The organism is Streptomyces sp. NPDC093097 (assembly GCF_044754325.1).
GTDB lineage: Bacteria > Actinomycetota > Actinomycetes > Streptomycetales > Streptomycetaceae > Streptomyces.
On record NZ_JBIVOW010000003.1, the window covers coordinates 79682 to 93547 of the forward strand.

General features: G+C 73.9%; 12 protein-coding genes. 8 read left to right on the forward strand and 4 right to left on the reverse strand.

From position 1 onward, the window contains the following. Window positions 1–406: 406 nt before the first annotated feature. The gene (locus ACIQE0_RS05800; protein WP_402329351.1) at window positions 407–2008 is read right to left on the reverse strand and encodes an MFS transporter; all 1602 of its coding nucleotides are present in this window, start codon (window positions 2006–2008) and stop codon (window positions 407–409) included. A 116-nt stretch (window positions 2009–2124) separates the two neighbouring features. Between ACIQE0_RS05800 and ACIQE0_RS05805 the strand changes: the two genes are divergently transcribed. The 7 genes from ACIQE0_RS05805 (at window position 2125) to ACIQE0_RS05835 (ending at window position 10395) form a co-directional block, all read left to right on the forward strand. Next, entirely contained in the window at window positions 2125–2826 is a 702-nt protein-coding gene (locus ACIQE0_RS05805; protein WP_366335732.1) for a TetR family transcriptional regulator, read from the forward strand. Between the two features lie 172 nt (window positions 2827–2998). Continuing rightward, the gene (locus ACIQE0_RS05810) at window positions 2999–4213 is read left to right on the forward strand and encodes an alpha/beta hydrolase (protein WP_366335734.1); all 1215 of its coding nucleotides are present in this window, start codon (window positions 2999–3001) and stop codon (window positions 4211–4213) included. Between the two features lie 151 nt (window positions 4214–4364). Then, window positions 4365–5243, forward strand: coding sequence for a DUF4429 domain-containing protein (locus tag ACIQE0_RS05815; RefSeq protein ID WP_402329354.1), 879 nt, complete (start codon window positions 4365–4367; stop codon window positions 5241–5243). Between the two features lie 94 nt (window positions 5244–5337). Further along, complete coding sequence (locus ACIQE0_RS05820; RefSeq protein ID WP_366335738.1) at window positions 5338–6753, forward strand: sensor histidine kinase; 1416 nt, start codon at window positions 5338–5340, stop codon at window positions 6751–6753. After that, on the forward strand, window positions 6750–7430 hold the full coding sequence (locus tag ACIQE0_RS05825; protein ID WP_366335740.1) for a response regulator transcription factor: 681 nt from the start codon (window positions 6750–6752) through the stop codon (window positions 7428–7430). The genes ACIQE0_RS05820 and ACIQE0_RS05825 overlap by 4 nt, the downstream gene beginning before the upstream one ends. Window positions 7431–7643: 213 nt before the next feature. Beyond that, complete coding sequence (locus ACIQE0_RS05830; RefSeq protein ID WP_402329356.1) at window positions 7644–8810, forward strand: alpha/beta hydrolase; 1167 nt, start codon at window positions 7644–7646, stop codon at window positions 8808–8810. A gap of 253 nt (window positions 8811–9063) precedes the next feature. Then, entirely contained in the window at window positions 9064–10395 is a 1332-nt protein-coding gene (locus tag ACIQE0_RS05835) for an acyltransferase (RefSeq protein ID WP_402329358.1), read from the forward strand. Between the two features lie 163 nt (window positions 10396–10558). Here ACIQE0_RS05835 and ACIQE0_RS05840 read toward each other — a convergent pair whose 3' ends face one another. Together ACIQE0_RS05840 and ACIQE0_RS05845 are read right to left on the reverse strand one after the other, a co-directional pair. After that, entirely contained in the window at window positions 10559–11587 is a 1029-nt protein-coding gene (locus ACIQE0_RS05840) for an aldo/keto reductase (RefSeq protein WP_402329360.1), read from the reverse strand. A gap of 6 nt (window positions 11588–11593) precedes the next feature. After that, entirely contained in the window at window positions 11594–12106 is a 513-nt protein-coding gene (locus tag ACIQE0_RS05845; protein ID WP_402329362.1) for a MerR family transcriptional regulator, read from the reverse strand. Between the two features lie 190 nt (window positions 12107–12296). Between ACIQE0_RS05845 and ACIQE0_RS05850 the strand changes: the two genes are divergently transcribed. Further along, window positions 12297–13118 carry a serine hydrolase domain-containing protein gene (locus ACIQE0_RS05850; protein WP_366335750.1) on the forward strand — a complete coding sequence of 274 codons (822 nt, stop codon included), beginning with the start codon at window positions 12297–12299 and terminating at the stop codon, window positions 13116–13118. Between the two features lie 25 nt (window positions 13119–13143). On the opposite strand, the gene ACIQE0_RS05855 is transcribed toward ACIQE0_RS05850, so the two are convergent. Continuing rightward, complete coding sequence (locus ACIQE0_RS05855; RefSeq protein WP_366335752.1) at window positions 13144–13809, reverse strand: pirin family protein; 666 nt, start codon at window positions 13807–13809, stop codon at window positions 13144–13146. Window positions 13810–13866: the final 57 nt, after the last annotated feature.

Here is a 13866-nt window from a genome sequence, read left to right on the forward strand (position 1 = left end):
TGCGGGGTGCGGGGTGCGGGGTGCGGGGTGCGGGGTGCGGGGTGCGGGGTGCGGGGTGCGGGGTGCGGGGTGCGGGGTGCGGGGTGCGGGGTGCGGGGTGCGGGTGACTGTCGGGCGGTCGCAGCCGGGAGGGGTAGGGCACATCCCGGCCAACATCCCAGCCAGAAAACCCCGTTGGGCCGACGGCGAGAGGCGGCACGAGGCGGGGCGCGGGCGCCGCGAGGGCATGGCGGAGGCGGGTACCCGGCGTGGGCGGGGCGACGATGCACACCTGCGGCACAACCGCCGGCTCACCGCCCCGGCCCCATACGTACGACGGCGCGCGGCCGGCCGAGAAGGTGTCTCGGCCGGCCGCGCGCCGATGGGGCGGACCGGGTGGTGCCGCGGAACTCCGTTGCGGCGGCGGTCAGATGTGGCCGACGCCGGCGCCCGCCTCGGCGTTCGCCCCGCGCTTGGTGAAGAGCGCGACGACGGCGGCGAGGACCGCCACCCCGCAGGCGACCGTGAAGGCCAGGCCCATGCCGGAGACGAAGGTGTCGTGGGCGACCGCGGCGATCTTCTCGGCGAACGGCTTCGGGGTGCCCTTCGGCACCGGCGCGAGGCCCGCCGAGACCGCGTCGGACACCTGGGACAGTTGCTCCGGCCGCAGCGGCGGCAGGCCCGCCCCCTGCCAGTTGCCCGGCAGGTCGCGGTCGACGCGGGAGGCCATCACCGCGCCGAGCACGGCCGTGCCGAGGCTGCCGCCGACCTGCATCGCGGCCTGCTGCAGACCGCCGGCGACACCGGACAGCTCCAGCGGGGCGTTGCCCACGATGACCTCGGTGGCGCCGACCATGACGGGCGCGAGGCCCAGGCCGAGCAGCGCGAACCAGACGGACATCGGGCCGGTGGTGGTGCCGGCGTCCAGCCCGGACATGCCGAACATCGCGACGGCGGTGAGGACCATGCCGCCGACCAGCGGGATCCGCGGGCCGAACTTGGTGATCAGCGCGCCCGCGAGCGGCGAGCCGACGATCATCATGCCGGTCAGCGGGAGCAGGTGCAGTCCGCTGTCGACGGGGCTCATGCCGTGCACGTTCTGCAGGTAGAACGTCACGAAGAACAGGCCGCCCATGAAGGCGAAGGCCATCAGCACCATCAGGACCGTGCCCGCGGTCAGCGGCACCGAGCGGAACATCCGCAGCGGGATCAGCGGCTCACGGACCCTGGTCTCCAAGACGGCGAAGAGTCCGAAGAGGACGACCGCGCCGATCAGGAAGCCCCAGGTCGTCATGGAGCCCCAGCCCCACTCCGTGGCCTTGATCAGCGGCCAGATGAGGCAGAACATCGCGGCGGACAGCAGCACGATGCCGGGGATGTCGAAGGACCGGGGGGCGTTCTCCGCGCGGTGGTCCTTGAGGATCACCAGGCCGAGGGCGAGGGCGAGCACGCCGACCGGCACGTTGATGAAGAACACGGACTGCCAGCTGACGTGCTCGACCAGCAGCCCGCCGACTATCGGGCCGCCGGCGGTGGAGGCGCCGATGACCATGCCCCAGATGCCGATCGCCATGTTCAGCTTCTCGGCGGGGAAGGTGGCGCGCAGCAGGCCCAGCGCGGCGGGCATCAGCAGCGCGCCGAACAGCCCCTGGAGCACCCGGAAGAAGATCACCAGCGCGACCTGGCTGGAGAAGCCGATGGCGGCGGAGGCGGCGGCGAAGCCGAGGATGCCGACGAGGAAGGTCTGGCGGTGGCCGAAGCGGTCACCGAGCTTGCCGGCCGTGATCAGCGAGACGGCCAGGGCGAGCATGTAGCCGTTGGTGATCCACTGCACGTCGGCCAGCGAGGCTTGGAGGTCCTCCTTGATGGCCGGGTTGGCGATGGCGACGATCGTGCCGTCCAGCGCCACCATCATGACGCCGATGGCGACGGAGAAGAGAGTCAGCCAGGGATGGCCCCGCAGCCCCTTGCGAGGCTCCGGTACGGGAACTTCCGGCGCGACGTCGGCGACCGGGGTCTGTGAGCTCATACTCGCGAGGCTAATGTCAGCCACTGACAGTTGACAAAGCAATTCATGAGTCGGTAACTGTCATTTCCCTCACAGGTATCCTGAGCAGCGAGAACACCACGGAAAGGCGGCGCAGGATGACGGACCCGACGCCGCGGACACCCCCCTCCGGCGGGCTGCGCGAGCGCAAGAAGCAGCGCACCCGGGACGCCCTGATCCGCGCGGCGCTGGAGCTCTTCACCGAGCAGGGCTACGAGGAGACGACGATCGACGAGATCGCCGAGGCCGTGGACGTCTCCCAGCGCACCTTCTTCCGTTACTTCGCCAACAAGCAGGAAGTGGTCTTCGCCGTCCAGGACATGGTCGAGGTCCGGTTCCTGGAGGAGCTGCGCTCCCGCCCGGCGGACGAGCCGCCGCTCACGGCCCTGCGCAGCGCCGTGATGACCGCCTGGGACGAGATCGGCAGCGCCATCGCGTCGGTGGTCCCGGTGGACCTGCACATGCGCACGTTCCAGATGATCGAGTCGACGCCGGCGCTGGTCGCCGCGTATCTGCGGCGCTCCACCGAACTGGAGGAGCAGATCGCCCAGTTGATCGCCCGGCGCGAGGGGCTGGACGTGGACGCCGACCCCCGTCCGCGGGTGCTGGTCGCGGCGTTCAGCGGGGTGATGCGGGTGGCCGGAAAGGTGTGGGGCGAGGGGCACGACTGCAGCGTGGCGGCGATCCGCGAGGTGACCCGCTCCTACCTGGACCACATCGGGCCGGCCATCGAGGTCGACTGGCGCACGGACCGGACCCCCGTCAGCTCCGGTCGCGAACACGCCCACGACCAGGGGTAACACCCGCCTGTCAGTGCGTGATCGGTTCACGCGGCAACGAGATCGAGTGTGTGCGACCGAGCTCCGGACGCCCGCGCACCCTGTGCGTTTTGACACAAACCCCCTGCATCAAACGTGAGATGCCTCACCGCGCCCGACGGGCGCCCTCCCCCGTCTCCTAGGGTGGCCCGCGGTGACTTCTTTCCCGGGCCTCGGCCCCTCCTCCGGTTTCCTGCAGTCCACCGCGTGGCGTGCCTCGCTCGCCCTGCTGGTGGTGTTCGTGATGCTCGCCCTGACGGGCTGGACGGCCATCAGAAGCACCAAGGAGGACGCCAACCCGCTGGCCACCGCGAGGGCCGCCTGGCAGCAGGCCACGTTCCACGGACGGCCGCTGCCCGCCCCGGACGCCGCGCCGGCCGCCCTCCGCGCGTTCTTCGCCACTCTCGACCGGGCCGAGCGCCGGCAGCTGACGGACCGCTTCCCGCTGGTCGTCGGCAACATGGACGGCGCCCCCGTCTCCTTGCGGTACCAGGCCAACCGCTCGGCGATCGACGACGCCCGCAAGGTCGAGAAACGGCGCTCGGGCGACCACCGGCTCACGCCCGTCGGCCGCCAGGAGGCGGCCCGGCTGATGCACCGCATGGAATCGCTGATGAGCCCCGACCGCCAGATCCTGGCCTTCGACCCGGCGGGCAACGGCCGGGTCGCAGAGGTCTTCGGCGACCTCGCCACGGCCAAGCGGGTCTCGGTGGTGGTGCCCGGCGTGGACACCAACCTGTCGACCTTCGAGCGCACCGCCAGGGCGACGACCGCCCCCGTGGGCATGGCGAAGTCGCTCTACCGCGCCGAGCGGAACGCCAGCCCCGGCACCCACACGGCGGTGATCGCGTGGGCCGACTACACCACGCCTGCCGGGGTCGGCGTCGAGGCGGCCACCGGGCAGCTCGCCGCGGCCGGTGCGCTCCGGCTGCGCTCCCTGGTGAGCGCGCTGCCGTCTGGCGAATCGGTCTCGCTGTTCTGCCACAGCTACGGGTCCGTGGTGTGCGGGGTCGCGGCCCGGGACCTGCCGGACAACGTCACCGACATCGCGGTGGCGGGCAGCCCCGGCATGCGCGCCGGGAGCCTGTCGGGCCTGGGCACGCACGCCCGGGTCTGGGCGATGCGGGACGCCGACGACTGGATCCAGGACGTGCCGTACCTGGAGTTCGGCGGGCTCGGCCACGGCGCCGACCCGGTCGACCCGTCCTTCGGTGCCCGGATCCTGTCCGCCGAGGGCGCGGACGGGCACGCCGGGTACTTCGCGCCCGGCACCCAGAGCCTGCACAACTTCGCCCTGGTCGGGGTCGGCGCCCTCGGCTCGGTGGACTGCGCCGCGAGCGACCCCCGGTGCAGCACGGACCTGGCCTGACGACCGGCCGCCGGCCGCGGGAACCGCGCCCTGGCCCGGTGACGTGAACAGGGCAAGGGCAACCGCCGGGCGACCGGACGCCCCTCGACACGCGGAGCACTGGTGTCCGGAAGGGGGACGGGCGGGCAACCGCCCGCTTACGATGAGCCACATGGGTGATGTTCTGGCCGGTTTTCACGCCGTCTGGGAGTTCGACTCGGACTCCGTACTCATCCGCTTCGAACGGGGGATCCGCAGGCCGAAGCTGTTCCAGGCACTCGGCGAGCGACGCATCCCCTACGAGGCGCTGAGATCCGTCACGGTTTCCCAGGGCAGGCGCGGCACGGTGGTGCTGCACGCCGTGCCGCGGCGGGGCGCCGACCCCCTGATGGAGGCGGCGAACGGCCAGCTCAAGGAGGACGCCGACCCCTACCGCCTGGTGCTGCCCGCCGAGCGCGAGACGCTGGCCTCGTACTACGCCGACGAGCTGCGCGGCGCCCTGGGGCCGGGCGCCGAGGAGCCCGCCGAGCGGTATCTGGTGGCCGCCCCCGAGGCTCCGCTGCACTTCAAGGCATACGACGGCAAGGCGTCCTTCGACGGCAGCACGGTGGCCTTCCGCTGGTTCTGGACGGGCGCCTCGTCGGCGAAGTGGAAGAGCGGCGACCAGACCTTCGCGGTCGGCGAGTTGGCCGGTGTGGAGTGGCGCTCGCCGGAGATCTTCAACGGCTATCTGCGGCTGCTGGAGCGCGCTGCGCCCGAGACGCGGCCGGGCGAGGCGGACGAGAACCCGGCCGCGGTGGTCTTCGGGCTCGGCTACGGGACGGTGCACGAGTCCCTGCCGTTCGCGGCCGCCGTCCTCCAGGCCGTGCGGGCCGCCGGGGCGGCACCGGAGAGCGCGGAGCGGGCGCCGGTGTGGCGGGCCGGCGACACCGGCCGGAACCCCGCCGACATCGCCGACCGGATCCGGCACCTCGGCGAGCTGCACGAGGCGGGACTGCTGACGGACGCCGAATTCGGCGCGAAGAAGGCGGAGTTGCTGGCGGAGCTGTGACGGCCGGCCCCCACGTCATACCGTGGTACGGGATCGAAGCCCGCACCACGGTATGACGCCGGGGTGCGGACGGTCCGCTTACATTGATCCCGCGATGTCCACACGATCCCTCACCCCCGAAGACGAGCCGGCCGGCGGCGACGGACGCCCGCCGGCCCGCGCTCAGGCGCTGCGCGTCACCCGCCGGGTGCTGCGGGCCGCGCGGCCTCCGCTGCGCATGCTCGCCACCGAGCTCGGCACCCCCCACCGCCCCGGCACCCCGCTGTTCGGCAGCGTCCGGCGCCGCTGGGTGCGCGGGCTGCCGTACGTGGTGGCGTTCGGATTCGCGGTGTCGCTGCTGCCGACCGGGGTCCATCTCCTGCACCAGGACTACGGCATGGCCGGCGGCCTGGCCGGCGCGCTGGCCACCGCGCAGAGCGTGCCGCTGCTGCTCGCGGTGACCCGGCCGCTCCAGGCATGGTGGGTGATCTTCACCGCGGACGTCCTCTGCGCGGCCACACTGACCGGCGCCGACGGTGTCGCGGGCCGCCCGTGGCCATGGCCGGTCACGGTGATCGTCGGCTATCTGGCGCTGATGGTGGCGCTGTCGCTGCGCGAGCGCCGGCGCACCCTGATCGCGGTCTGGCTCACGACCGGGGTGGCGGGCATCCTCTCCGAGGCGGTCGCCCCCTCCGACAGTCAGAACACCTGGGTGCTGATGTTCGTGCTCGCCGGCGTGGTGCTGCTGCTCGGCGCCGCACTGCGGGAACGGGACGACGCCCAGCGGAAGTTGCAGGAGCAGGAGACCATCAGCGAGGCGGAGCGGGCCCGGCGCACCCTGCTGGAGGAGCGCACCCGCATCGCCCGCGAGCTGCACGACGTCGTCGCCCACCACATGTCGGTGATCGCGGTCCAGGCCGACAGCGCCCCGTACCGCATCAGCGGGATACCCGCGCAGGCCCAGGAGGAGTTCGGCGCGATCGCCACGTCGGCCCGCGAGTCGCTGGCGGAGATGCGCCGGCTGCTCGGGGTGCTGCGCAGCGAGGAGGCCGAGCAGCCGGGCGCCCCGGAGAAGGCGCCGCAGCCGGGGGTCGGGCAGCTGCGGAAGCTGGTCGAGGCGACCGTACGGGCAGGTGTGCCGGTCGAGTTGGTGCTGCCGGCCGAGCCGGTGACGCTCGAACCGGCGGTGGACCTCTCGGCGTACCGCATCGTCCAGGAGGCGTTGGCCAATGTGGTGCGGCACGCCCCGGGCGCACCGACCCGGGTCTCGGTGACGGCGACCGGCGACGCCACCCGGCTGACGGTGCTGGTGGTCAACGAGCCGCCCGCCCCCGCGATATCGGTGCCGCTGGAGACCAGCGGCACCGGGCACGGCCTGGTGGGTATGCGGGAGCGGGTGCGTCTGGTGGGCGGCACGCTGGACACCGGTCCGCTGCCCGACGGCGGCTTCCGGGTCGCCGCCCAGCTCCCGCTGTCCGCACCGCTTTCCCCGCCCGCCCCCCTCGCAGCGAAGGACTCCCCCGCCCCATGACGACCCGCGTGATCATCGTCGACGACCAGGCCATGGTGCGGGCGGGATTCGCCGCGCTGCTCGCCGCGCAGAGCGACATCGACGTGGTGGGCGACGCCGCGGACGGGGTGCAGGGCGTGGAGCTGAGCCGGCGGATGCACCCCGATGTGGTGCTGATGGACGTCCGGATGCCGGAGATGGACGGGCTGGAGGCGGCCCGCCGGCTGCTCGATCCGCCGGCGGGGGTCGTCCACCGGCCGAAGGTGCTGATGCTCACCACCTTCGACGTCGACGACTACGTCTACGAGGCGTTGCGCGCGGGCGCGTCCGGATTCCTGCTCAAGGACGCGCCACCGGCCGATCTGATCTCCGCGGTGCGGGTGGTGGCGGCCGGGGAGGCGCTGCTCGCCCCGTCGGTGACGCGCCGGCTGATCGCCGATTTCGCCCGCCAGCGGCCGGCGCCGCGCACGGACCGCACCGCGCTGCGGCTCAACGGCCTCACCCCGCGCGAGACGGAGGTCCTGGAGCTGATAGCCCGCGGTCTGTCCAACCAGGAGATCGCCGGGCGGCTGATCCTGGCCGAGCAGACGGTGAAGACCCATATCGGCCGGGTGCTGGCCAAGTTGGAGCTGCGCGACCGCGCGCAGGCCGTGATCTTCGCCTACGAGTCCGGGCTCGTCACGCCCGGGGCGCGGTGATACCCCCGTTTCGGGTTGTCCGCACCCTGCCTTCGGGATAACCCCACCCACCCCGAGAGGACAGCCCCCGACTCCTCCTCCCCGGGGACGACGGCCGGTCGGCACCCCGTACCCCGGTATCACCCGGGAGTTGGCCCCGCGGTGTGACGTCGCGCCCTGCACCGTCTTCTTACCTTTCCCTCCGCCACACCGCTGGAAGAGGGAGAGACCACCATGACCGTGCTGCGGAACGCCGTCCGGCGCAGCAGGCGGACACTCACCGCCGCCGTCCTCGCGCTCGCCGTCGTCACGGGGACCGGCGGCTGGGCGGCCGGTACCACGCAGAGGGCGGTCACCGGCCCGGCCCCCGGCGCCGCCGCCTGGCGCGCCGACCGCACGCTCGGCGTCCGGCTGCCGGACCCGGCGCACGCCTCGCCCGCCGAGGTCGCCCGGTTCTTCGCCGGCCTGACCGACGCCCAGCGGCAGGCGCTCGCCGCCCGGCACCCGCTGACCGTCGGCAACCTCGACGGGGCGCCCCTCGCCCTGCGGTACGCGGCCAACTCCCGTGCCCTGCGCGCCGAACGGCACCGCGAACTGGCCCGGGCCGCCGACCCGGCCGGCACCCCCCAGGACCACCAGCAGGCCAGGAAGGCGGCCGCGCGCTACGCCACGCTGCTCGCACCGGGCCGCCGGATCCTCGCCTTCGACCCCCGCGGGCGCGGCCAAGTGGCCGAAGTCCACGGCGACTTGGCGACCGCGCAGCGCACCGCGGTGATCGTGCCGGGCTCCGACATCGACCTGACCACGTTCGACCGCACCGCCAACCCGTACGGCACACCGACCGGGATGGCCACGTCGCTGCGCCGGCAGATGGCCGCCGAGGCGCCCGGCGTCCGGACGGCGGTGATCGCCTGGGCCGGGTACACCACCCCGGTCGGCCTCGGCCCGGACGCCGCGACCGGCCGGCTCGCCGAGGCCGGCGCCCCCCGGCTGACCCGCTTCCTGGCCGGCCTGGCCGCCATCGGCGCCCCCGCCCCGGCCGTGCTGTGCCACAGCTACGGGTCGGTGGTGTGCGGCCTGGCCGTCCCGCACACCGGCCGGGGCGACCTCTCGGACCTGGTGGTCTTCGGCTCCCCCGGGATGCGCCGGGACGACGTGGCGGAGTTGCGCACCCCCGCCCGGGTCTGGGCGGCGCGGGACGCCTCGGACTGGATCGGCGACGTCCCGAACGTCGAAGTGCTGGGCCTGGGGCACGGCATCGACCCCACCGACCCGGCGTTCGGCGCCCGCCGGGTCCCCGCGCGGCAGGCCGAGGGCCACACCGGCTATCTCGCCCCGGGCACGGACTCGCTGCGCAACTTCGCCGCGATCGCGCTGGGGCGCTACGCCGACGTGCGCTAGGACCCGACGCTCGACTCCCCTCGCTCGCATGGCAGAGGGGAGTTCGACGACAAGGCCCCGGGCCGGGCCGCGCGGGCCGTGAAGCCGCCGCCCCGCCCCCGAAGCCCTGCCCCTCCCCGGCCGGCTCCTGTCTGCGAAGCCCCGCCCCTTCTGTTCCCGCTCGCTCCCTCCCGAGAAGTCCCCTCCGCACGTGCTCTCCCCACTGGCCCCAAGGCCCCCTCCACGCCTGGACTTTCCGACCCAAGGACGCCTCATGAGCACCGAGCACCCCACTTCCGCCACCAGACCCACCGCCACCGCGCACCACCGCCCCACCCCTGGCCCGTCCGGTCCCCGACCGGCCATCGGCCCCCGCGCCGCGCTCCGTTCCCTCCGCACCCGGGCCGGCGTCGCCGTCCGCGCCGTCGACGCCCGCACCCCGGCCCACCGCGACCGGGCCATCGACGGACTGCGCGCCCTGGCCCTGCTCTCCGTCCCCACCGGGCACTGGCTGATCGGCGGCTTCACCCGGGACACCGACGGCACGCTGCACAACACCAGCCTGCTGACCGCCGTCGGCTCCCTCGCGCCGGCGAGCTGGCTGCTCCAGATGCTCGGCATCTTCTTCCTGGTCGGCGGCCACGCCTCGGTGCTGTCCCTGCGGCGGGCCCGCGCACGGGGCGACTCGACGGCCCAGTGGCTGGGCGGCCGGATCGCCCGCCTGGGCCGCCCGGTGCTGGGCGTGACCGCGGTCTGGGCCGCGCTGGTCCCCCTGCTGCACGGACTCGGGGTGTCCACCGCGACGCTGCGCACGGGCGCGACGCTGGTCATCCAACCGCTGTGGTTCGTCGGCATCTACGCGGTGGTCACCGCGCTCACGCCGTACTGCGCAGCGGCCGCGCGGCGGATGGGCGCCTGGAGCGCGCTACCGCTGCTGGTGTCGGTCGCCGCGGTGGACTTCCTGCGCTACGGGCCGTTCGCCGCGGCCGTGCCGCCCTGGCTGAGCCTGCTCAACCTCGTGCCCGGCTGGCTGTTCGGCTATCAGCTCGGCGTCTGCTGGGCCGAGCGGCGGCTCGGCCGGCGCACCGCCTGGACCCTGCTGCTGGGCGGTGCCGCGCTGTTCGCCGCGCTGCTGCTGTTCTTCCACTACCCAGCCAGCATGGTGGGCGTCCCCGGTCAGGACCGGACCAACTCCCATCCGCCGTCGCTGCTGGTCCTGGCGCTGGCCGCGACCCAGTCCGGAGCGGCGGTGCTGCTCCGGGACAAGGTGGCCGCGCTCCTGCGCCGGCCCGCCCTGTGGGCGCCGGTGGTCCTGATCAACGTGTGCGCGATGACGATCCTGTGCTGGCACCAGACGGCGATGTTCGCGACGGCCGTACCGGCGTCGTTCGTCGGCGCCGTCCCGGGCCTGACGGCCGTGCCGGACACGCTCGGCTGGCTCCCGGCGCGGCTGGCCTGGATGGCGGTCTTCGCGGTGGTGCTCGTCCTCATCGGGCGGGTCACCCGCCGTTTCGAGGCGCCGTGGACGGGGGTCGGGCGGACCCGCCGGGCGGCCGCGGCGGTGCTGGCGGCCGGCTTCGCGCTGTTCGCGCTCGGCTACGCCTGACCGGCGGCGCGAGACGCCCGCGGGGCGCCGGCCGACGTCGTGGCGGCCGAAGTCGTGGCGCTCTCCTTGGCGTTCGGCAGCGGCGCAACGGGCGCGCGGGGGCGCCGGGGCGGGCCGATCCCCGCCGCGGAGCCCCCGCGCTGCCCCCGTTTCTGCCCTGCCCTCAGCCCTGCTCCCGCGCGGCGGAGGTGAACGTCATATCGGCGTAGCGGTCCCCCGCCACCTTGCCGGCGATCGGCTCCAGCAGCGCCAACTCCGCCTCGCTCAGCACGATCCGGGTGGCGGCCGCGTTCTCCTCGACCCGGCCGGGCCTGCGGGTGCCGGGGATCGGGACGACCGCCAGCCCGTGGACGGCGGCCTGCTGCTGCACCCAGGCCAGCGCGATCTGGCCGGGCGTCGCGCCGTGCGCCTCGGCGATCGCCCGGACCGGCTCCAACAGGGCGGCGTTGGCAGCCGCGTTGGCACCGGTGAAGCGGGGCTGCTGGCGGCGGAAGTCGTCCTCGGTCAGTTCCTGGTCGGCGCGGACGAAGGAGCCGGTGAGGAAACCGCGGCCGAGCGGGGAGTAGGGGACGAGGGCCACGCCGAGCTCGCCGGCGACCGGCACCACCCCCGCCTCGATGTCCCGGCTGAACAGGGACCACTCGGACTGGACCGCGGCGATCGGGTGGACGGCCTGGGCGGCGCGCAGTTCGGCGCCGGTCACCTCGCTCAGCCCCAGGTGCTTCACCTTGCCCTCGGCCACCAGCTCGGCCATCGCGCCGACCGACTCCTCAAGGGGGACACCCACCTCGCGGCGGTGCATGTAATAGAGGTCGATCTGCTCGACGCCCAGGCGCCGGAGGCTGCCCTCGACGGACTGGCGGATGTAGGGGCGGTCGTTCCGGATGGTGCGGCGGAAGGGGTCCTCCGGATCGCTGCCCAGCGCGAACTTGGTGGCCAGGACGACCTCGTCGCGGTGCGCCCGGACGAAGGGCGCGATGAACTTCTCGTTCTCGCCGTCGCCGTAGACGTCGGCGGTGTCGAAGAGCGTGATGCCCAGCTCCAGGGCGCGCTCCAGGGCGGCCCGCGAGGCATCGGGGTCCTCGGTGGGGCCGTAGGCCCAGCTCATGCCCATGCAGCCCAGGCCCTGGACACCGACCTGCGGGCCACCGGTGCCCAGCCGGACGGTGTCGATCTTCGTGTCGTTCGCCATGAGAACTCAGACCCTCTCGGACGCCCGCCGGGCGTCGGCGTAGATACCGATCTTGTAATCCAGGACGTCGAGCGTGCCCTCCAGCTCGGCGATGCGCTGCCGCACGTCCTCGCGGTGCCGGGTGAGCAGGTGCTCGCGCTCGGCGAAGGTGCCCTCGCCCTCCCGCACCAGCTCCGCGTACCGGACCATGTCGGCGACCGGCATGCCGGTCAGCCGCAGCTTGGAGACCAGGTCCAGCCAGTCCAGGTCGCGGTTGGAGAAGCGGCGCTGCCCGGTGTGCGTGCGGTCCACGTGCGGCATCAGTCCGATCCGCTCGTACCAGCGCAGGGTGTGCGCGCTGAGCCCGGTGTGCTGGGCCACCTCGCTGATGGTGTACCGGTCGTGACCGGTCGGCTGCGGATGGGCGGGGCGGGTCGCACAGCCCCGGGCCGTCGCCGGCCGCGGCCGGGAGGACGCCACCTCGGGCAGACCGGCCACGGCCGGGCCCTCGGTCACCGGTTCGCTCTGGGTCACCGTCATGCCGCGTCTTCCCCCTACTCGTCCCCGGGAGCACGCGCCGCCCCGGATGCCGTCGCGCCGCCGGACGATCCGTCGGCGCCTCACGACCTGGACAACGCTAGAGAGTTGGAGTGCACTCCAGGCAAGCTCCGGCTCCGGGCAGTCTTGACCGGAATTTGAAGGCGTTGGGGCACCCCGTAGGCTCGGCAGCATGCAGAGCCTGGGGATGATCGAGAACTGGCCGGTGCCCACCGCGGCGGCCGCCGTCATACGGGCCGATGGCGCGGTGGCCGGCTCGCACGGCCCGTTGGAGCACCGCTTCCCGCTGGCGTCGGTCACCAAGCCGCTGGCCGCCTACGCCGTGCTGCTCGCCGTCGAGGAGGGCGCCGTCGAGCTGGACGAGCCGGCCGGCCCGGAGGGCGCCACGGTCCGTCATCTGCTCGCCCACACCTCGGGGCTGGCCTTCGACGAGGCGCGCCAGATGGCCGCCCCCGGCACCCGCCGGATCTACTCCAACGCCGGCTTCGAGGCGCTCGGCGACCACCTCGCCAAGGCCACCGACATCCCGTTCCCCCAGTACCTGCACGAGGCGGTGCTCGCCCCCCTGGGGATGACGTCGACCGAACTGGTCGGCTCACCGGCCAAGGACGGCGTCTCCACCGTCGCGGACCTGGTGCGCTTCGCGGCCGAGCTCCAGGCGCCGCGGCTGCTGGCGCCGGAGACCCTCGCGGCGGCGACCCAGGTGGTCTTCCCGGGCCTGACCGGTGTGCTGCCGGGCTACGGCCACCAGAAGCCCAACGACTGGGGCCTGGGCTTCGAGATCCGCGACGGCAAGGCGCCGCACTGGACGGGCGCCGGATCGTCGCCGCGCACGTTCGGGCACTTCGGCCAGTCCGGGACGTTCCTGTGGGTGGACCCCGCGGCCGGGGCGGCCTGTGTGGCGCTGACCGACCGGGCCTTCGGCCCCTGGGCCGTCGAGGCCTGGCCGGCGCTCACCGACGCGGTGCTGGCCGAACTCGCCGGAAACCGCTGACCCCGGGGCCCGGAGCCGGCCGGGCTCACCCGTACACCGGCTCCGTCCCCATCTCCCACACCAGACACTCCGCGCCCTGTGGTGCCACCAGCTCCAGCCCGCTCCCGTCGCTGATCCGCGCCGCGTCCCCGGCCACGAGGTGCTCGTCCCCGAGCCGTACCGCGCCCCGCACGACATGGACGTGGACCCGGGCGGCATCCGGGAGAGCGGTGCGCCCGTCCGCCCCGAGGCGGTGCACGTGCAGCGTGGCGCCGGCCCGCGGCAGCGCGTAGGGCCCGGCGAGTTCGCGCACCACCTCGTACTCCGGCTCACCGCCCGGGGCGTGTGGCGTCAGCCACATCTGCACGAAGCGCAGCGGTACCGTGCCGTCGTTCCGCTCCACGTGCCGCACCCCGCCGGCCGAGCTGAGCCGCTGGAGGTCCCCGGGGCGTACGGTCGTGGCACGGCCCGTCGAGTCGCGGTGGGTCAGCTCGCCCTCGACGACCCAGGTGACGATCTCGGTGTCCCGGTGCGGGTGTTCGTCGAAGCCGGCGCCCGGCGCCAGGCACTCCTCGTTGCAGGCGATCAGCGCGCCGAAGCGCAGGTTGCCGGGGTCGTAGTGGGGTCCGAAGGAGAACGCGTGCAGCGAGACGATGCCGGCGTCCGCCGCGCCGCCCCGATAGCGTTCCTCGCCCCTGCGCACCTGAATCATCGGGCCACCGTAGCCCCGGCGCTCCCCCCTCTCATCCCGATAGGGCAGGCTTGGTCC

Excerpts from the sequence above, each read along its gene's own strand:
- ACIQE0_RS05830 (WP_402329356.1), top strand. The coding sequence starts at position 7,644 with ATGACCGTGCTGCGGAACGCCGTCCGGCGCAGCAGGCGGACACTCACC.
- ACIQE0_RS05850 (WP_366335750.1), top strand. The coding sequence starts at position 12,297 with ATGCAGAGCCTGGGGATGATCGAGAACTGGCCGGTGCCCACCGCGGCG.
- ACIQE0_RS05825 (WP_366335740.1), top strand. The coding sequence starts at position 6,750 with ATGACGACCCGCGTGATCATCGTCGACGACCAGGCCATGGTGCGGGCG.
- ACIQE0_RS05815 (WP_402329354.1), top strand. The coding sequence starts at position 4,365 with ATGGGTGATGTTCTGGCCGGTTTTCACGCCGTCTGGGAGTTCGACTCG.
- ACIQE0_RS05800 (WP_402329351.1), bottom strand. The coding sequence starts at position 2,008 with ATGAGCTCACAGACCCCGGTCGCCGACGTCGCGCCGGAAGTTCCCGTA.
- ACIQE0_RS05840 (WP_402329360.1), bottom strand. The coding sequence starts at position 11,587 with ATGGCGAACGACACGAAGATCGACACCGTCCGGCTGGGCACCGGTGGC.
- ACIQE0_RS05845 (WP_402329362.1), bottom strand. The coding sequence starts at position 12,106 with ATGACGGTGACCCAGAGCGAACCGGTGACCGAGGGCCCGGCCGTGGCC.
- ACIQE0_RS05835 (WP_402329358.1), top strand. The coding sequence starts at position 9,064 with ATGAGCACCGAGCACCCCACTTCCGCCACCAGACCCACCGCCACCGCG.
- ACIQE0_RS05805 (WP_366335732.1), top strand. The coding sequence starts at position 2,125 with ATGACGGACCCGACGCCGCGGACACCCCCCTCCGGCGGGCTGCGCGAG.
- ACIQE0_RS05820 (WP_366335738.1), top strand. The coding sequence starts at position 5,338 with ATGTCCACACGATCCCTCACCCCCGAAGACGAGCCGGCCGGCGGCGAC.
- ACIQE0_RS05855 (WP_366335752.1), bottom strand. The coding sequence starts at position 13,809 with ATGATTCAGGTGCGCAGGGGCGAGGAACGCTATCGGGGCGGCGCGGCG.